Genomic DNA, 17,969 nt, shown 5'->3' on the forward strand with positions numbered 1-17,969 from the left:
GCTTATATTAAACAAAGGGCAAGTTTATTTTCTGGAGATATCTAATAGTCTTAAATAGGATAAATCTTTATTTTTTTATTTCTTTTAAAATAGTTAGGGAAAAGATAACTAGATAGAAATATGACTATGACACAACTGCTAGGTCCAAAAGCTCCAGCTTTGATTCAACTCCTCCAGTGGGTAGCCAAACCCTTGACATTTATGGAAAAATGTGCAGAGGAATATGGAGACGCATTTCAAGTAAAATTGAATTATCCAATGGTATTTATCAGTCATCCGAAGGCCATTGAAGAGATTCTCAAGACTAATCCCAAACAGTTTGATTCTGGTATGGGAAATTTGTTTTTGCTACCACTATTGGGAGATAGCTCCCTAGCTTTGCTTGATGGTACTCTCCACCAACGTCAACGTCAACTATTAATGCCACCCTTTCATGGGGAACGAATGCAAGCTTATGGTGAGTTAATTTGCGCGATCGCTGAAAAAGTAGCTAGTAAGTGGGTAGTAGGGCAGCCATTTTCTATGAGAGAATCAACTCAAGAGATATCTTTAAAGGTGATATTACAGGCGGTCTTCGGTTTAGAGGAAGGACAGAGGTATGATAAATTAGAGCAACTTTTGACTTTAGCTCTAGAATCACTAGCTTCTCCCTCGAAAGCAAGTATGCTATTTTTCAAGTTTCTCCAAGTTGATTTGGGTAAATGGAGTCCGTGGGGTAAATTTCTCAGACAACGGCAAGAAGTTGATGAGTTACTATATGCAGAAATTGCAGCACGTCGTCAACAACTAGACTCTGAACGCTCTGATATCCTAACAATGTTGCTATTAGCTAGGGATGAAGCAGGGGAACCTATGAGCGATCGTGAATTGCGGGATGAGTTAATGACACTACTATTTGCCGGACATGAAACTACTGCCACAGCATTAGCATGGGCGTTTTACTGGATTCACCTCCAACCAGAAATTTATAATAAGCTATTGTCAGAATTGGAAGACCTTGGAGATAACCCAGATCCAATGGCAGTTATCAAGCTCCCTTATCTGAATGCAGTTTGCTCTGAAACCCTGCGTATCTACCCAGTAGCAATAATTGCATTTTCACGAATAGCTAAATCACCAATCACAATTATGGGTCAAACATATCCAGAGGGTACTGCTCTATCTCCCTGTATTTATTTAACTCATCACCGGGAAGATTTGTATCCCGAACCGGAAAAATTTAAACCAGAACGATTTTTGGAAAGGCAATATTCTGCTTATGAATTTTTGCCTTTTGGCGGTAGTAGTCGTCGTTGTATTGGAGCAGCATTTGCTATGTTTGAAATGAAACTGGTATTAGCAACTATTCTCAAACCTTATAGTTTGGTTTTGGCGGAGAAAAAAACAGTCAAAGCAGTACGTCGCGGTGTAACTTTAGCTCCTGCTGGTGGAGTAAAAATGGTAATGACTGGGAAGTGTATGTCACAAACACAACAATCTCCCTCGGTTGCGGCTGTTTGAAGAAGGCAGAAGGCAGAAGGCAGAAGGCAGAAGGCAGAAGGCAGAAGGAAAAATTGCTTATGGATAGTCTCCAGCACGCCACTTTGCCTCCTATCACCCGAACCAATTTTAAGCAACATTCATGGGCGTTGCATAAAATGCGGGATGATTTTAATAGTTTTGTGGAATGGGCATCTTGCCCGTTCCTGATATTTTCCCCTACAGGATTTCAGTTGTGACGATGTGGTTCATGCATTTGAAAAGCACTGTACAGTAAAATTGACAAATTGAATCCACACCTACAAAAATTGGTAGTCCTGCTCCCGTAATGGTAGGTTGAGATCGGGAAAACTTAGAACGGGAGCAAGATTCTCTCACTGTCTATGCCATGACCAAAATAATTAGAACGGGAGCAAGATTCTCTCACTGTCTATACCGTGACCAAAATAATTAGGGTTTGCTGAATAAATATCAAAGCATTGACAGATAAAGGTTTTAGTATTTTTTTGTCTAAAAAAGTACCAGCTTTTCAGCTCAAAAAGCTCATGCATGCTAGTATTTTGGGACGATTATGGCAGAAAAATCACTCTTACAATTTTTCCGACTACCTCCTAATTAATTCCTATTTCTCCTGTCTCCTGTCTCCTGTCTCCTGTCTCCTACCCCTACTAAAAGACTAGTGAAGCGCAAACCCTAATTAGAACGGGAGCAAGATGCTCCCACTAGCTATACCATTACAATGCACAACTACCCAAAAACTATTGCTGCACAACTAACACCGAACATTTCGCCCGGTGAATTACATAACTGCTCACACTACCTATAACCATTTCGCTGAAAACAGAATGTCCTCTGCGTCCCATAACTATTAGTTCAGCACCCCATTCCTGAGCTACCTTACAGATCTGCTTTCCAGGTACACCCTCAGTTTGAATAAATTCTGTGTTTATCCCTGCTGTTGTAGCTTCGTTAGCTCGTGACTGCAACATTTCTAGACATTTTTGGTCAAAATCTTTCCATTTTTGTTGATATTCCGCAATCAATTCTTTGTTAAATTCCCGGGAAATAGCTCCAAATTTAACGGGTATTTCTCCTTCTTCGGGAGATAAAACGTGCATTAGTTTTAAGTAGGAATTATTGAGTTTTGCTAAATTGAGAGCAGTGGCAAATACGCGATCGCTTGCTGCTGATGTGTCCATTGTTGCTAGAATTTTTTGATACATAATCTTTATGATGAAAATTTAATTATTTTGTCTGATATAGGAGAAGGAAGAAAAAAGAAGGAAAAAGCTTGCTTTGTCTGAGTTATGAGCTTTTGATATGTCCTAACCTTTCCTTAGACTGCTATAGTAATTATTGTATCTGAATTATCAGAAAAAGAATATATATTTTAATGTTGATTTCACTATAGTCAATCTCAGACTAATTATTCCTAGTGAAAATGGAAATTATGATTTTGAGTAGCTTTCTTGATAGAGTTAGCTCTTACCAGAATATCCATAAGCAATTATTAATATAGCCTTTTTATCTGGGAGGTGGAAAACAAGTGGTATGAAAAAGATATGGAGGTATGGAGAGAATAGTAAAGGGGGAAAGCAGCATTAAATAGTGGCAAACACAAAGGGATAAAGTAATTGATTGCCGTGCTTTTTTTCTGAGAAAAAACCTCAATTTAGATTGACATCTAAAATAAAAACACTATAGATATAAATGAATACTAATGAATAATTGCTCATTACTAATAGATATCTCCAATAATAAAAAATAAAATCAATTATTGCAGTCTTATTCATCAATTCTTTCCCCGGTAGTCCTGCATAGTAATAGTGAAGATACATATTTTTTAATTTCTGACCACACTCCGCACACTCCGCACACTCTGCACACTCTCTCATTACTATGCACCACCACCCTTTCCCTCTACTCCCTACGGACGTTGCATGCAACGTCCCTACTTTTGGAGGAGATGCCTAATAGACATCTGGTAAAAATCAAAAATCAAATCAATTATTATCCATAAGTTATCAATTATTCCCCTCCTGGGAGGGGTTAGGGGTGGGTTCCCTGTTCCCTGTTCCCTGTTCCCTGTTCCCTACTTTTGGAGGAGATGCCTAATAAAAAAAGCTAATCCTGTACAATATGAACAGAACAATGAGCACGATGAATAACATAATTACTGACACTACCCAATAGCAGTTCACTAAAAACGGAATGCCCACGGCGTCCCATAACGATTAAATCAGCATTACACTTTTGAGCTAATTTACATATTTCCCGACCAGGGTTGCCTCTGATTTGGGTAAATTCTGTATTGAACCCAAGTTCTTTTGCTTTATCTGCTTTTGATTTCAACATTTGTAAACATTGTTTCTCAAATTTTTCCCAAAGTTGATGATACTCTTTCATCATCTCTGGGTTAGTGCCAATGTCAGTACCAATCATTGGCCAATAATTTATCGGACTTTCTTCTGCCTCCTCCGAGAGAATATGAACCAACATCAGACTAGGGTTACTGATTTTTGCTAACTTTAGGGCTATATCAAACACGCGATCGCCCATAGCAGATGTATCGATGGCAACTAAAATTTTTTCATACATAATTAATACTTCCAATGGTTTTGTTAAATATCTATTTACATTGTATAAAATTACCAAGGTTATCTAATAGTTAAATAAGTCAAGAATTATGAATCTTAATATATTACCAGGTAATAGTTTTCCCATTGGCGCAACACTCTTAAAAGACCCCAAAGGAGTAAATTTTTCCATTTACTCTAAAAATGCTACAGCAATAGAATTATTACTATTTGATGAACCTGACGCAGCTCAACCAGAGCAAGTAATTTTACTCGACCCTAAACAACATAAAACCCATCATTACTGGCACATATTTATTTATGGTCTTAAGGCAGGACAAATATATGCTTACCGAGTTTATGGACCACTTGAGCCAGAAAAAGGTCATCGATTTGATGGTACAAAGGTATTACTAGACCCTTACGCTAGGGTAGTAGTGGGACAAGAAAAATATAGTCGTGAAGCTGCTACTGGTTATGGTGATAATTGTGCCTATGCTCTCAAAGGGGTAGTAGTTGACCCAACTACTTATGACTGGGAAGACGATATACCTCTAAACATACCTTACGCTCATACAGTTATCTATGAAATGCACGTTGGTGGATTTACTCGTAATCCTAATTCTGGCGTTTCCCCAGAAAAGCGGGGTACTTTTGCCGGACTAATTGAAAAAATTCCCTACCTGAAAGAATTGGGAATTACTGCTGTAGAATTATTACCCGTACAACAATTTGATGAACAAGATGTGCGCGAACCTCTAATCAATTATTGGGGTTATAGCCCGATCGCATTTTTTACTCCTCACCACAATTATAGTTCTCGCAAAGATATTTTCGGACCGATGGATGAATTCCGAGATATGGTAAAAGCTTTGCACAAAGCTGGAATAGAAGTAATTTTGGATGTGGTTTTTAATCATACTGCAGAGGGTAATGAAAACGGACCGACAGTTTCTTTTCGGGGACTGGAAAATTCTACTTATTACATTCTGGAGACAGACGACTCCACTTATTACAGTAACTATAGTGGTTGTGGCAATACTTTCAATACAAATAATCCTTTTGTACATCGCTTAATTGTTGACTGTCTTTGTTACTGGGTTAGAGAAATGCACGTTGATGGGTTCCGGTTTGATTTGGCATCTGTTATGTCTCGGAGTATGACTGGCGATCCGTTGGAAGATCCACCTGTGTTATGGGCAATTGAATCCGATCCTGTTCTGGCAGGGGCAAAAATTATTGCAGAAGCTTGGGATGCTGCGGGATTATATCAAGTTGGTTCATTTATTGGCGATCGCTTTGCTGAATGGAACGGACATTATCGTGATGATGTTCGTCAGTTTGTCAAAAGTGACCCCAAGATAGTTGATAAGTTAGCGGCTAGAATTATGGGTAGTCCTGATATTTATCCTCAACCAGACCGCGAACCCAATCATAGTATTAATTTTATTACTTGCCATGATGGTTTTACTATGAATGATTTAGTTTCTTATAATGAAAAACATAATGAAGCTAATTGTGAAGATAATCGCGATGGTGCTAATGATAATTATAGCTGGAATTGTGGGGTTGAAGGATTAACTAATAAGCAGGAAATTGAAAGATTACGACTGCGACAAATTAAGAATTTGTTCGCCATATTATTTTTCTCCCAAGGCACGCCAATGATTTTAATGGGAGATGAAGTAAGGCGAACTCAACTTGGTAATAATAATGGTTATTGTCAGAATAATGAACTAAGTTGGTTTGATTGGGAGCAAATTGACAAACAAAGGGATTTACTGCGATTTGTTAAAGGGATTATTCATTTTACCCAAGAGTTAGAAATGATGCGGGTAGATAAGGTTTTAGCTACAGTTGGTTCGGGTTCTCCAGAATCATCTTTACCTAGAGAGAAAAAGGAAGTTGACTCGAATAAAGTACCTAATATTAGTTGGCATGGAGTACGTTTAGGTAAACCTGATTGGCATCTAGATTCTCGGACTTTAGCTTTTAGTTTGAAGCATCCAAAAAGTGGTGAATATTTTCATATTATTTTGAATGCTTATTGGAAACCTTTAATGTTTGAGTTACCACGTTTAAAAAAAGGGGAAAGTTGGTATTTAATTATTAATACTGCTTTTCCTTCTCCTAAAGATTTTAATGATTTAGATACAGCTACAAAAGTTATTGGTGTTAGGTATCGGGTCGAGCCGCGGTCTGCTATTGTTTTAATGGCAAAACTCAATTAATATGGAGACTTTACCTCAGCAATTATCAAGAAATGACTGAAAAGCTTCAATTCTCTCCATTGCCTAATCTAATTTATGGATGTATCTTAATTATAGGATTAATTGTATAGTCTTAGTGGTAAACATAGTTAATTTTTTCATTTCCTAATGAACATAGGCATTTTATACACTGGGGGAACTATTGGTTCTGTGCAGGGAATTGATGGACTGTATCCGCTAGATACCTCTGGTTTCCAACAGGCTTTTGATGAGAATATTTTGCCGATTCTTAAAAGTCAATATCAAGATTGAATGAAGAAGTAGAATCTTTTGAAGATTTAAACGGCACAAGCTCAAAATTATTTATTGAAACTAAATTTTGCTACCCCAGGGGAGAAAGTTTTGATGGTGGGTGGTATTCCTACCAAGCATACACGAGGTACAAATTTCTTAAAGATTCAGACAATAAGTTAAATCGGCGTTGCTGAATAAATGTATGATTTCACAGGAGTCAGGAGTCAGGAGTCAGGAGTTAGAAGTTATATCATGTCCGGTAGCATTGGTGTGATTTGGACCCACCCCTAACCCCTCCCAGGAGGGGAATGTGGGGAGATAGAGAAATATTTGGCAATGGCGCTCAGAGTAACTATTTTTACTCCTGATATCATGTCTGTTTAATTACAGCGGTTTTCATTTCGGTAGACCACAGTAGAGACGTTCCATGGAACATCCCTACAAGGCGCGTGATTATGACGATGTGGTTCATCAATATGAAAAGCGTTGTAGGACTTGCCGATCAACTATAAAAGCATTGACATATAAAGGTTTCAGTCTTATTTGGTTGAAAAAAAGTACCAGCTTTTCGGTCAAGAAAGCTTATGGGTATTAGCATTTTGTGCAGACAAGCACAGAAAAATTAAGGGACAATTCTTCCAACTACATCCTGTGTAATTCGCATTTCTCCTGACTCCTGACTCCTGACTCCTAATATTATTCAACCAGCCGTTGAAACAGGCTGGCTAATTTCCTCCTGTCCGTTTTTAAACTTATCCAAACAGTTGTGTTTGTCCTTGAATTTCCTCAGGTCCCCGATGAATTGTTCGACTACCTTTAGGAATATAAATCCAGCCAAACTCTTGCAGACGGTAAGTTAAATTAGAAATGCTGACGCCTAACTCATCTTTGATTTTATAAAGATTTGACCACTTAGTTAAATCTTTGCCTTGTCTTTTTTCCTCAAGAATCGATTTTGGCATCAATAAACAGCCTGCAAAATATTGAGCTTGCCATTCAATAGAATCAATCTTGCTGCCACTTGCACCCCGACAAACAAAAGGTTGTTCTGACTGATTTGGCGTTCCATAATTACCAAGGTCGAGTTCTAACTGCTTCACAGCTCCATCTGCTTCATCCTGATTAATATGTAGCACCCAATGACCAATTTCATGAGCAAGTGTTGATTCTTGAAAGCCTTGAGGCTTGTCTAAAATCTTTTCATTGAGTTCAATCAGTCGTTCTGTTGGTAAAATTCGGGCAGCGATCGCCCCCCCTTCGTCAGGAGGAATTTCATCCCAAACTACTCCCAAGTCTAAAAAATCAGCAACTAAAGAAGCTTCAAAAGGCCACCTGGGAGCAAAATTTGCGGTTTTATGCATTAGCCTGAGAATATCATTTGCCCGATGCTCAATCGACTCCTTGCGATAAAAGCAATACGGTTTGAGGATACTCACGGTTCATTCTCCCTCTGTTGCAGCTTGAGATATTGTTTGAGCGAATTCAGGATTTTCTTGCATTCGTCGGAACAATGCGAGCATCTCTTTTGGATTTTGCTTAAGAATCTCCTCATACTGTTGAGGAATTCTGCCAGCGAGGAAAATTAATTCCTCTTCATCCAAATCGAGATTCCTAGCTAACCCACGAATCACTTCTTCTTTTGGTGCATAGTCGGCGCGATCGTTTTCTAGCTTGGACAAATATGTAAAGTCCACTCCTAAGAATTTGGCCAACTCTCGTTGGGAATATCCTTTGTCTTTACGGGCCTGTCTAATTAACTTTCCAAAACTTTTTTCCACGGCTTTTACCTCCTAATAAGCATTGTAAGCAACTTTGACGAAAATTTCAACTTTACTCTTGACGATAAAATCAACTAGCGCTACAATAGATTTAGTTGAAAAAAAAGTCAACTTATGATACACTACTGGTAAGGTTGAAAATTAAGTCAATTAAATTTAGGCTCTATATATGGAGTCATGCTCAAGTTGGCTAATTGTAAATTTATGAGAGTCTCAACAAGTACCGCTCACCTGGAGGATAGCATTATGCTGAGAACCTGGACAGATACACACTACAAATTGGAAGACGAAGACTGGCTGTATATTGCTACCCATGAAGAACAGAGTTCAGCTTCTCTTGTTTGCCCAGGGTATGCAAGAGACGTGGAAGGCTTCAGTATTCACTTTACTCCTGCTCACATAGAAATGTTAGAGCATTTGTTGGGAGCATTGCGAATTATTAAAGCGCAGCAGGAAGCAACTACAGATTATCAATATCCACAACCAGCAAAGGCGACACATCTAATTAATTAATTTAGACTGCTGAAAAAATTGGTTGGTGGGGGTAGGATGCGGAGACGCGGAGATGGGGAGATGGGGAGATGGGGAGATGGGGAGATGGGGAGATGGGGAGATGGGGAGATGGAGATGGGGAGATGGGGGGACGCGGGGACGCGGTGACGCGGAGATGGTTGAACAGGCAATGGTTTCACCATAGCAAGGAACGAGTTGGTGTTTGACTTATGTTGATGATGAACCGTAAGACGCCAGAGATACTTTTCTCAGATGGGGAGATGGGGAGATGGGGAGATGGGGAGATGGGGAGATGGAGATGGGGAGATGGGGGGACGCGGGGACGCGGTGACGCGGAGATGGTTGAACAGGCAATGGTTTCACCATAGCAAGGAACGAGTTGGTGTTTGACTTATGTTGATGATGAACCGTAAGACGCCAGAGATACTTTTCTCACTGTTGCCTGTTATATAACCTACTACTTTCTTCAAAGCAGGAAAAAAATAAAATTCAAGGAAATAAAAGATGTCTAATTCTAATGTTAAAGCAAAAATTTATGTGTTTGGAGCTAAACCGAAACAAGCTTTATTAGTACCAGAAATTCCTATTGCAGTTCGTAATAATTGTCAGTCAGGACAATGGGTGATTGGAGACACAGATTATGGTTCTAAAGTTTCAATGACAATCATCAAGTTTAGCAAGTTTTTCGGCAATTTAGGTCAAACAATTAATACATTATGGGGTCAAATCTGGTTTATTGCTGAGTCAGGAGAATTACCTCATGGAGTGTTAATGGTGACATATATTAAAGGTCGTTCTTTGAATGATTTTAATCGTTTAATTGCTTCAGTTCAAAGTCAAGGAGTGGAGCCAGCAACAGGGATTTTTCTTCCTGAATTTGTCAAGCATAGCGGTCAGAAACCAGATGAAAATGGTGTAGTAAAACCCATCAATTATTATAGCTTAAAATGGCGTTGGCAAGAACGTACAGATTGGTCGATTATTCAGCAGGCAGCAGCAGTGCTTTCTGACGAAAATAATCTTTCAAGAATGATTGATTTAGAAGGAACTAGAAAGATGGTTTGCTTAGATAATTTATCTGCTGAAGAAACTGCTAATTTGATGGTAGCTCATACTAATAGCGAACAAAATTATTCGCTGAGTTTAAATGTTAGTAATGATCAAGCGTTACCACAGGGAAATGAGTCTTTAGCTGCTGCATTATCTTCTTGAAGAAGGAGTCAGGAGTCAGGAGTCAGGAGACAGAATCAATTGACTCCTGAGGAGGTCTTCGTGACTTCCAGCCAAAGGCTGTTGATGAATTTTTTGCGTCTCTATTTACAGCTTTTAGCTTGAAAGTTTTTGTAGTTTTATGCCAATAAAAAACATCGGGAAAACTTAAAGAGGTACAAATGAGTAAAATTGCTAAATTCAGGATTCATCAGGGTGCAAAAACACCACAAACCCAGGAATGGGAAGATAGTTTACGGGGAAAATTAGAAGTTAAACATCAAATTAGAACTGATGCTATTAATGACCTGGAAAACTTCAGTCAAGATTTACAACATATTAGTTTAGTTGTTGAATCTATTCAAAATAACTACCAGGCATTACTGACATAAAATAGTCGCTTAAAATCGACTCTTTTAGAGTTAGTAGATGATTGTTGCTGCTGGAAAGGAAATCGCTGTGAAAAATGCCAGAAAACTCTTAAGTGATTAGCACCAGAAACGACTAGGAAAAAATTAAATACTGCCCAAGAATATGAAGATATTTTGAAGCAACTTCGGAAACTGGGTTCAACAATTAATAATTAATAATTAATAATTAATAATTACCCTTCTTTGAAAAGAAAAGGATTGACTAAAATGAAAATGTTTTCTTGTTTATCCTTTAAAGGAAAGGCTTTAAATCTCAATTATTGGGTTAGTTGTTACTGTATCACATTAAAAAGCGTTTCCTGACGGAATTTTCCGCAAACGGCATTTAAACAGTTAGCATTTCCTAAGTTCATGCTCCGCAAACAGCGAGTGATTTATGGAGATGAAGCGAGTAAAATTATCAACATTATGGAGAAAAAAAATGACACAAACTGCATCAGAAAGTAGCAAATTTAGAGTGATGAAATCATTTGAAGAAATTTTAGCTGCCAGGAAAAATCTTGCATCAAAAGTAGCAACTAAGGAGGAGGAAGCAGAGAAAGAAAAAGGGAAACAAATCCTAGAAACTGCTGCTACTTATACTGCAGATAGTATTGTTAAAGGTTTGGCTGATTTACAATTAGATTTTGGTAGTATTGTTAATCAGTTATTAGACAATTTGCATCAAGAATCTACTAAACTTGAGGAATTAAAGCTTGCAATTGAAATTGAAAATCAACATCTACAAGAGTTACAAAAAATTCGTGTTGTTGCTGATGCACTACATATTTTAACTCAAGAACATCAAGAAAAGTTAGGATTTCTAGAGCAGAATTTTAGCGAACATCAAGAAAATATATCAAAGGATATGACTACTAAGCGAAAAGCTTGGCAAAAGGAACAACAAGAGTATGAAGCAGCAATTGAGGAAGAAAATCAATTGTTAATTAAACAACGAGAAAATGAAGCTGCTGACTATCAATATGAATTGGAACATCAGCGTAAAATTGAAATGGATGAATATGAAGAAACGAAGCGGAATTTGGAACGAGAATTACAGGAGTTAAATCAAGAGAAGGAAAAAAAATGGCAGGAAAGAGAAAGTTATTTGGCAGAAAATCAAGCTGAATTTGAAGAAAACAGACAGAAAGTTGAAGGTTTTGAAGAAGAGTTGAAGCAGGCTTATGTGAAAGCGAAAGATGATGCAATTAAAGAAGCAACCCGACAGGCAAAAGTTAAAGAAGATTTATTTGCCAAAGAGTGGGAAGGAATGAAGAATGGTTATGAGTTAAAGATTGAATCTTTAGAAGAAACAATTGAGCGACAAACTGAACAAATTAACGATATTTCCACTCAGTTACAAGCGGGAATGAAGCAAGCACAAGATTTAGCGATGAGAGCTTTTGCTAGTTCTAATAATGGCGCTCAAGCTAAGTAGTTGTTGTTGAAAGGAAGAAGGAAGAAGGGAGAAGGAAGAAGGAAGAAGGAAGAAGAAAAAATCTTACGCTGTAAGCATTCAGTTGTCAGCCATCAGCTATCAGCTATTGTACTTTTAGTTTAGGATAATACCTTTATTAACTGTCTTACTAAAAAAGTTACCTCCCTTGTCCTTAAAGTCAGTTGTTAATTTAAACACTGTCCTTTAAGCAGAGAATATTGTTGCTGATAGCTAACAGCTAGTAGCTGAATCCTTACCTTACGCTTTCTGAGTTTTAACCTTTTCTTCGACTGTGATAAAAGCTATAAACTACATTCATCATATAGCCATTCAGCAACCCTAAAATTTGTCTACTCTATCTAGTAGCTCGTAAGCATTTAGCTATCAGCTAAAAATCTAAGGGTTTAAGTCCTCCACTATATTTGAAAGTAATAATTAAGTTATCAGCAATTAGTAATGAATAATTACTTCTTAGGTTTTGTCCAGGGACGCATGGCAGTAACTTTTTATTCTTTTTCAATCTCAAAGGTTGCTTTTACACAGACCCAAAATTAATAGCTGATAGCTAATACCTGACGGCTGTTTGCTTACATTTGAAAAAGCCTGTGGTGCGTTTTTATCGGGGTTTAAATCCCTCATTTCCGGTTAAACAGTTATAGAATGGTTAAGTCTTTAGAATTCAGAATTCAGGAGAAGAAAGAATTAAAAAGATGAGTGTAGTTATGGCAATTAGAGAATTTTTTTATGTTCAATTAAGTGGATTTGATATGACTGCTGACTGCTGACTGCTATTTCAATTGGTATAAATATTTAGGTGGTATTTATACCAAATTTTTCCACCTATATTCCAGCTCAAATCAATCGAATAATTTCAAGTTTAACAGGAGAAAACACATGGCTAAAAGAGTTAATTATAAAAATACTAAGGCTGAAATTTTAGAAGCTTTTGCAGAACTAAAAAAAGAAAAGTCTGCCCTAGAAGCAGAAATAGATCAGCTAAGTCAGGAAAGTAAAACTACAGGTAAAACCTCTGTAGATTCAATATCAAAAAAACCAGAAAAAGAAGTTGCAAAATTTATGAACTTAAATCAAACTTGTAACAAACCAAGTATGCAGTACACAATTGAAAATTTGTTGATGGTGCAAAATGGCTTTGGTGGAGCTATCAGCGAATTATCAGAAAAACTTACTTCAGAAGCAACTAAATTAGAAGAAGTTCGACAGCAAGTGACAGAAGAAATTCAACAATTAAACAATTTGCATAGTTTAGAAAATATCGAGGAAAATACTTTAGATGATTTGATTCAACAGTATGAACAAAGCGCCAAAGAATTCGAGACAGAATTTAGCGATCGCCAGGAAGAATTACAACAAGAAATAGAGTCAAGTAAACAAACTTGGTCAAAGGAACAACAGGAATATCAACGCACAATAAAAGAACGAAATGAACAGCAGAATAAAACTCGCCAACGAGATGAAGAAACTTATAAATATGACTTGAATTTGCAACACAATCTAGATATTGACCAGTATGAACAAAACAAGAAAAATTTGTATAAGGAGTTAGAAGAATTTCAACAGCAACAAGAGAAAATATGGTCTGAAAGAGAGCAGTCTATTTCTGAACGGGAAAAAGAATTTGCAGAGGTCAAAACTGAGGTAGAAAACTTTAAAAAAGAACTAGAGTCTAATATTAATAACGGTAAGGAAAATGGGCGAAATATTGGTACTTATCAAGCGAAAATTAAATCTGATTTATTAGCAAAAGAAGTCGAAGGAGAAAAGCAATTTTATGAACTACGGATTCAATCTTTACAGCAGACAATTCAAAATCAAGAACAACGAATTAAAAATTTATCTGCACAATTAGATTCCACCTTGACACAGGTTCAAGATTTAGCAGTGAAAGCTATTGAAGGAGCATCAAATTCTCGTTCATTTCAAGCGATGAAAGAAATTGTTCTAGAACAAAATAATCAACAAAAGAAAAGTTAATTTTTGACGATAAAACATAGTAGGGGTTAACGGCCGTTAACTCCTACAAATTGAATAAGGTAGAAGGCATAAGGCAGAGGGCAGAAGGCAGAAGGAAATATTGGTTTAAAGGTAAAAGGTTTTGGATAGCTAATTATCCGGAAATGATCTAATAAAAAGTTTGTCTAATTGCACATACTTCCAATTACCTAATGATCAAGATTTTAGTCTAATAGACATCTCCAATCATAAAAAATAAAATTAATTATCGTACTTTTATTCATCAATTCTTTCCCCCTACTCCCTACTCCCTCTTTTATAGAGATTTCTAATAATTGTGAGGTTATTTAACCGGACATGATATTACAACCAAAATTTACCGTCAAACACCAAAAAACGTACTGCTATAGTACAATTTTTTGACTGTCTACTCCTAAATATCATGTTGTACATCTCAAACCCTATTTGTAGCGTTTAAAAAAAGCTAAAATAAGAGTGATCACCTGTGTATATATTCAAACTGTCACTCTACTAATATTACTGTAAGTTTATACATATAAAATACAAAGAAATCAGCCAAAAACTTTGATTTGAGGTAATAATTTTATGACTAACAAATATACTCAACAAAAAGATACTGCTGCATGGATACTTCAAGTTTGGGCTTCCTTTATTCTAGCTACTTCTGGCACCGCGATCGGTATTATTTACCTACCTGTAGATAATTGGATTAAAGGCTTTTTAGGAATGGGTTTAACATTCTCAGTAGGTTCCACTTTTACCCTAGCAAAAACTATTAGAGATAATCACGAATATCAAAGGATAACTGCCAGACTTGATGAAGCAAAAGTTGAAAAACTATTGGCAGAGCATCACCCTTTAGACAAATAATAATTAGGGTTTGCTGAAAAAGTCTTATGGGTGAAGGGTAGGAGACAGGAGACAGGAGACAGGAGACAGGAGGAACGGGGAATTTAGAGTAGGTAGGAGTAAGAATTGTCAGAATGATTTCTCTGCCCAACTTTTGCCTAAAATACCCTCCATGCATGAGCATGAAGAGCTGAAAACCAGGCACTTTTTTCGACCTCAAAAAGGCACTTGTCTTTATATGTCAATGCTTTTAGATTTAATCAGCAAGCCCTAATTACATCAAATCCGGTTAAACAGACTCACCAAAAAATAGCTGAAATCTTTGTGATCAAACAATTGTATTTTTCAGCAATGAGGAAAATTTGATATGAAGTAGACTAGAAGTGGGTCTGTTAACAATGAGAATCAGCACCGGATTTGACATCAGACATACTTATAAGTCTGCCTGGCAATCACAGGTTTAATCAGAACGATTAGGAGCAGTCGTGGTACTGAATGAAGCTAAGGATAAGCTGTTGAAACTAGAGGTGCTTTGGGTAGATCAGGGTTATTCTGGTAAAAATTTTGCGAGTGCAGTAAGCGAAAGTTTGTGGCATTCGCCTAGCTTTGCGTCAGCAGTATCGCGTTAGAGTGGAAGTCATCAGAAGAACTGCCCAAACTTTTGAGCGCCTACCTAAGTGATCGATTGTTGAAGGCACTTTTGCTTGGTTGAATAGATTTCGACATTTAAGTAAAGATTATGAGGTGTATTCAGATGTAAGTGAAGCGATGATTTATGGCCCTTTAATTCACTTGATTGTTGGGCCACTAGCTAACTTAAGATTTACTTTATAAATCAGCTCTAAACTCTTACTTAGCTCTTTAAACTAAAAAAGTTAAAACTTCATTAACTTTGACTAATAATTAATTAGTCAAAAATTCAATTAAACATACTTTTTTTCTAGTGAATATTTCACTAAGCTAGGGATTTCCGAAGGTCGTTTTGCTACTGGTATTTTAAATTCTTTAAAAGCTGAAATTTTACTCTTCATCTGATTGTGGAAATTATGTTTTACCCTTGAGTTTCTAGCACTAATTAAACTACTAGCGTGAGTGTAATTTTGATTTATTGGAGCATAAATACCAGCAATATAAGCAACTACAGGTTTATCAATTGTTTCTGATATATAAGAAGCTGCAATTTCCTCACTTGCACCACCAACTTCTCCTACTAAAACAATTAACTCTGTGCGGTCATCCTCATCTAGTATTTGTAACCATTGCAAAAAAGAAGAACCAACAATTGGATCGCAACCAATACTAACACAGATAGATTGCCCCAATCTTGACTTTGTTAATTCCCAAGCTACTTCATAAGTAAGAGTATTGCTGCGACTAATAATCCCCACTGGGCCTGGTGTGTAAAACTGAGTTGGATGAGTGCCCAACAGTAATTTATCCGGCACGATAATACCTGCACAGTTAGGTCCAACAATCAGAGTTTCTGTAGCCTCAGCTTTTCTCAATAACTGGACCATATCTAGAGGTGGCACTCCTTCTGTAACGATGACAATTTGTTTAATGCCAGAAGCGATCGCCTCTAAACTAGCATCTAATACCCTATAAGCAGGCACAACTATCAAAGTGGTATCAATAATACCCACTTTTGCCACTGCTTGCTCTACCAAACTAAACACAGGTATACCAGACCATTCTTGTCCCCCTTCTCCAGGACTAATACCTGCTACTACATTTGTTCCATAGGACTTCATCATTAAGGCTATCTGGGTAGACATTTTTTCTGTAACACCCTGAACTATTACCTTACTATCTAGAGTTAAATTCATAATTCTTCAGCCCTTATTTGTATAGGCATTTATTAAGCAGGCCATCATTATCAGTATCAGTCAAAGGTTTTGATTTATTACCCTTAATGATATTCGAGTTAAAATTATATGTAATTTCTCTTCTGATTACCACTACTTAGCTAAAGAAACAGCTTTAGTAACTGCATCTTCTAAATTTTCGATTACCTCTACTGGTAGACCTGATAAACGTTCTCTAGCTCTACTCACTTCACCTCCTAATAAACGCAGTATAAAAATAATATTACTCTTGTCCATAGTTTTTAAATTATTCAAATACTCGTAAACTATAGTAATCAACTCATCACTTGTCTGAACTATACCTAGAAAATTCACCAATACTACCTTTACATTTTCCTTTTGACTAACTAAATCCAAAGCAGCAAACATTTTTATTCGTAAACTATCCTTGATCTCCAAATAATCACCCAACTTAATATTCAGAAAATTTGCTGGGTTTCCATTAGCTTCCATTACCAAATCAACAGTAGCCATTGTTAAACCTTCACCATTGCATAAAATTCCGATATTTCCTTGCAATTCTGTAAACTTTAGTTGATAATCTGGAATAATTTTTTCATTAGCTGCTGCATTGGAATTATTTGTAATTAATAAAGAATTTTTGTCTATTTGACTTACTTGTTTTTCTTGAATTTCATCATTATTAGTAATATTTTTGCCCACTAAATTTACCAATTCTAGATGACGACCTAGGGCACGGTCATTAACACTTACTTTACCATCTAAAGCCATGACTTCTCCTGTCGGACTCACACCTAAAGGATTAATTTCTACTAAATCTAAATCCTTTTCTATAAATAATTGATACATTTTTTCCACTATATGACTCACTAATTCTATCAGTTTTCCTTCGAGTCCAATTTTTACCATTAGACGACGTGCATAAAAGGGAGAAAATTGTTGATTAACAACTACCTGTTGCATCCTTGTCATCGCTGCTTCTGTATCAATACCTCCTTGTGCTGAACCGAGAAGTACAGGACGGCGTACTATTGGATCTAAAACAACTGCTAAGTATAATTCTTGATTAGCATTATATTTTGCTTCTGCCAATAAAACTTCTGGATACTCATCTTTGATCGGCAAATTAAAAATTGCCTGAGCTGCTGCCACAGCATCAATTGTATTTTCAACAAATTTAATTCCACCTAAGCTACTTCTTTCTCCAGCATGAACTTGAGATTTAAGTACGACTGGATAAGGTATTTTTAATTTTTTTAAATCTTTAGGATAATCTATTCTTTGAGATGGTAAAACAGGAATTCCCATCCCACTAAACAAAGCTTTTGCCTGATATTCTAATAAATCCATACTAACTTTAACGTTTAATTTTCTTAAGTTGATAATATGATT

Annotated in this window: 18 protein-coding genes; 12 read left to right on the forward strand and 6 right to left on the reverse strand. The window is 36.7% G+C overall.

The window, feature by feature from the left end; genetic code table 11:
- The first annotated feature begins 126 nt into the window (after nt 1-126).
- Entirely contained in the window at nt 127-1,500 is a 1,374-nt protein-coding gene (locus F6K06_RS15370) for a cytochrome P450 (protein ID WP_287242024.1), read from the forward strand.
- A complete protein-coding gene (locus F6K06_RS15375) occupies nt 1,497-1,718 on the forward strand; it encodes a hypothetical protein (RefSeq protein WP_124147265.1) in 222 nt (73 codons plus the stop codon). Before F6K06_RS15370 ends, F6K06_RS15375 begins: the two co-directional genes overlap by 4 nt.
- 519 nt (nt 1,719-2,237) lie before the next feature.
- Here F6K06_RS15375 and F6K06_RS15380 read toward each other — a convergent pair.
- Together F6K06_RS15380 and F6K06_RS15385 are read right to left on the reverse strand one after the other, a co-directional pair.
- Nucleotides 2,238-2,702, reverse strand: coding sequence for a universal stress protein (locus F6K06_RS15380; RefSeq protein ID WP_124147264.1), 465 nt, complete (start codon nt 2,700-2,702; stop codon nt 2,238-2,240).
- Between the two features lie 901 nt (nt 2,703-3,603).
- Nucleotides 3,604-4,077 carry a universal stress protein gene (locus tag F6K06_RS15385; protein ID WP_124147273.1) on the reverse strand — a complete coding sequence of 158 codons (474 nt, stop codon included), beginning with the start codon at nt 4,075-4,077 and terminating at the stop codon, nt 3,604-3,606.
- An 88-nt stretch (nt 4,078-4,165) separates the two neighbouring features.
- Here F6K06_RS15385 and glgX point away from each other — a divergent pair, with 88 nt between their 5' ends.
- Both glgX and F6K06_RS15395 read left to right on the forward strand, forming a co-directional pair.
- A complete protein-coding gene (gene glgX, locus F6K06_RS15390; RefSeq protein WP_124147263.1) occupies nt 4,166-6,286 on the forward strand; it encodes a glycogen debranching protein GlgX in 2,121 nt (706 codons plus the stop codon).
- Nucleotides 6,287-6,433: 147 nt separating this feature from the next.
- Nucleotides 6,434-6,577, forward strand: a complete 144-nt coding sequence (locus tag F6K06_RS15395; protein ID WP_161564710.1) for a hypothetical protein — start codon at nt 6,434-6,436, stop codon at nt 6,575-6,577.
- Nucleotides 6,578-7,311: 734 nt separating this feature from the next.
- Here F6K06_RS15395 and F6K06_RS15400 read toward each other — a convergent pair.
- Together F6K06_RS15400 and F6K06_RS15405 are read right to left on the reverse strand one after the other, a co-directional pair.
- Nucleotides 7,312-7,995, reverse strand: coding sequence for an ImmA/IrrE family metallo-endopeptidase (locus F6K06_RS15400; protein ID WP_124147262.1), 684 nt, complete (start codon nt 7,993-7,995; stop codon nt 7,312-7,314).
- A gap of 3 nt (nt 7,996-7,998) precedes the next feature.
- The gene (locus F6K06_RS15405) at nt 7,999-8,337 is read right to left on the reverse strand and encodes a RodZ family helix-turn-helix domain-containing protein (RefSeq protein WP_124147261.1); all 339 of its coding nucleotides are present in this window, start codon (nt 8,335-8,337) and stop codon (nt 7,999-8,001) included.
- 246 nt (nt 8,338-8,583) lie between these two features.
- Between F6K06_RS15405 and F6K06_RS15410 the strand changes: the two genes are divergently transcribed.
- The 8 genes from F6K06_RS15410 (at nt 8,584) to F6K06_RS15445 (ending at nt 14,772) form a co-directional block, all read left to right on the forward strand.
- Nucleotides 8,584-8,850: a hypothetical protein gene (locus F6K06_RS15410; protein WP_124147260.1), complete on the forward strand. Its 267-nt coding sequence runs from the start codon at nt 8,584-8,586 to the stop codon at nt 8,848-8,850.
- Between the two features lie 25 nt (nt 8,851-8,875).
- A complete protein-coding gene (locus F6K06_RS15415) occupies nt 8,876-9,034 on the forward strand; it encodes a hypothetical protein (protein ID WP_287242014.1) in 159 nt (52 codons plus the stop codon).
- A gap of 31 nt (nt 9,035-9,065) precedes the next feature.
- Complete coding sequence (locus tag F6K06_RS15420; RefSeq protein WP_161565050.1) at nt 9,066-9,218, forward strand: hypothetical protein; 153 nt, start codon at nt 9,066-9,068, stop codon at nt 9,216-9,218.
- 136 nt (nt 9,219-9,354) lie between these two features.
- Entirely contained in the window at nt 9,355-10,062 is a 708-nt protein-coding gene (locus F6K06_RS15425; RefSeq protein WP_124145609.1) for a hypothetical protein, read from the forward strand.
- Nucleotides 10,063-10,241: 179 nt separating this feature from the next.
- The gene (locus tag F6K06_RS15430) at nt 10,242-10,451 is read left to right on the forward strand and encodes a hypothetical protein (protein WP_240038999.1); all 210 of its coding nucleotides are present in this window, start codon (nt 10,242-10,244) and stop codon (nt 10,449-10,451) included.
- 460 nt (nt 10,452-10,911) lie between these two features.
- A complete protein-coding gene (locus F6K06_RS15435; protein ID WP_124145610.1) occupies nt 10,912-11,907 on the forward strand; it encodes a hypothetical protein in 996 nt (331 codons plus the stop codon).
- Nucleotides 11,908-12,801: 894 nt separating this feature from the next.
- Nucleotides 12,802-13,902: a hypothetical protein gene (locus F6K06_RS15440; RefSeq protein WP_287242010.1), complete on the forward strand. Its 1,101-nt coding sequence runs from the start codon at nt 12,802-12,804 to the stop codon at nt 13,900-13,902.
- Between the two features lie 585 nt (nt 13,903-14,487).
- Nucleotides 14,488-14,772, forward strand: a complete 285-nt coding sequence (locus F6K06_RS15445) for a YiaA/YiaB family inner membrane protein (protein ID WP_124145612.1) — start codon at nt 14,488-14,490, stop codon at nt 14,770-14,772.
- Between the two features lie 902 nt (nt 14,773-15,674).
- Here F6K06_RS15445 and F6K06_RS15450 read toward each other — a convergent pair.
- Together F6K06_RS15450 and F6K06_RS15455 are read right to left on the reverse strand one after the other, a co-directional pair.
- Nucleotides 15,675-16,577 carry a CoA-binding protein gene (locus F6K06_RS15450; protein WP_124145613.1) on the reverse strand — a complete coding sequence of 301 codons (903 nt, stop codon included), beginning with the start codon at nt 16,575-16,577 and terminating at the stop codon, nt 15,675-15,677.
- Nucleotides 16,578-16,709: 132 nt separating this feature from the next.
- Nucleotides 16,710-17,927, reverse strand: coding sequence for a succinate--CoA ligase subunit beta (locus F6K06_RS15455; RefSeq protein ID WP_124155255.1), 1,218 nt, complete (start codon nt 17,925-17,927; stop codon nt 16,710-16,712).
- Between the last annotated feature and the right edge of the window lie 42 nt (nt 17,928-17,969).

This window comes from Okeania sp. SIO1H4 (genome assembly GCF_010672695.1).
Taxonomy (GTDB): Bacteria; Cyanobacteriota; Cyanobacteriia; order Cyanobacteriales; family Microcoleaceae; genus Okeania; species Okeania hirsuta.

Excerpts from the sequence above, each read along its gene's own strand:
- F6K06_RS15450 (WP_124145613.1), bottom strand. The coding sequence starts at position 16,577 with ATGAATTTAACTCTAGATAGTAAGGTAATAGTTCAGGGTGTTACAGAA.
- F6K06_RS15410 (WP_124147260.1), top strand. The coding sequence starts at position 8,584 with ATGCTGAGAACCTGGACAGATACACACTACAAATTGGAAGACGAAGAC.
- F6K06_RS15435 (WP_124145610.1), top strand. The coding sequence starts at position 10,912 with ATGACACAAACTGCATCAGAAAGTAGCAAATTTAGAGTGATGAAATCA.
- F6K06_RS15455 (WP_124155255.1), bottom strand. The coding sequence starts at position 17,927 with ATGGATTTATTAGAATATCAGGCAAAAGCTTTGTTTAGTGGGATGGGA.
- F6K06_RS15430 (WP_240038999.1), top strand. The coding sequence starts at position 10,242 with ATGAGTAAAATTGCTAAATTCAGGATTCATCAGGGTGCAAAAACACCA.
- F6K06_RS15420 (WP_161565050.1), top strand. The coding sequence starts at position 9,066 with ATGATGAACCGTAAGACGCCAGAGATACTTTTCTCAGATGGGGAGATG.
- F6K06_RS15380 (WP_124147264.1), bottom strand. The coding sequence starts at position 2,702 with ATGTATCAAAAAATTCTAGCAACAATGGACACATCAGCAGCAAGCGAT.
- F6K06_RS15425 (WP_124145609.1), top strand. The coding sequence starts at position 9,355 with ATGTCTAATTCTAATGTTAAAGCAAAAATTTATGTGTTTGGAGCTAAA.
- F6K06_RS15445 (WP_124145612.1), top strand. The coding sequence starts at position 14,488 with ATGACTAACAAATATACTCAACAAAAAGATACTGCTGCATGGATACTT.
- F6K06_RS15370 (WP_287242024.1), top strand. The coding sequence starts at position 127 with ATGACACAACTGCTAGGTCCAAAAGCTCCAGCTTTGATTCAACTCCTC.
- glgX (WP_124147263.1), top strand. The coding sequence starts at position 4,166 with ATGAATCTTAATATATTACCAGGTAATAGTTTTCCCATTGGCGCAACA.
- F6K06_RS15395 (WP_161564710.1), top strand. The coding sequence starts at position 6,434 with ATGAACATAGGCATTTTATACACTGGGGGAACTATTGGTTCTGTGCAG.
- F6K06_RS15385 (WP_124147273.1), bottom strand. The coding sequence starts at position 4,077 with ATGTATGAAAAAATTTTAGTTGCCATCGATACATCTGCTATGGGCGAT.
- F6K06_RS15440 (WP_287242010.1), top strand. The coding sequence starts at position 12,802 with ATGGCTAAAAGAGTTAATTATAAAAATACTAAGGCTGAAATTTTAGAA.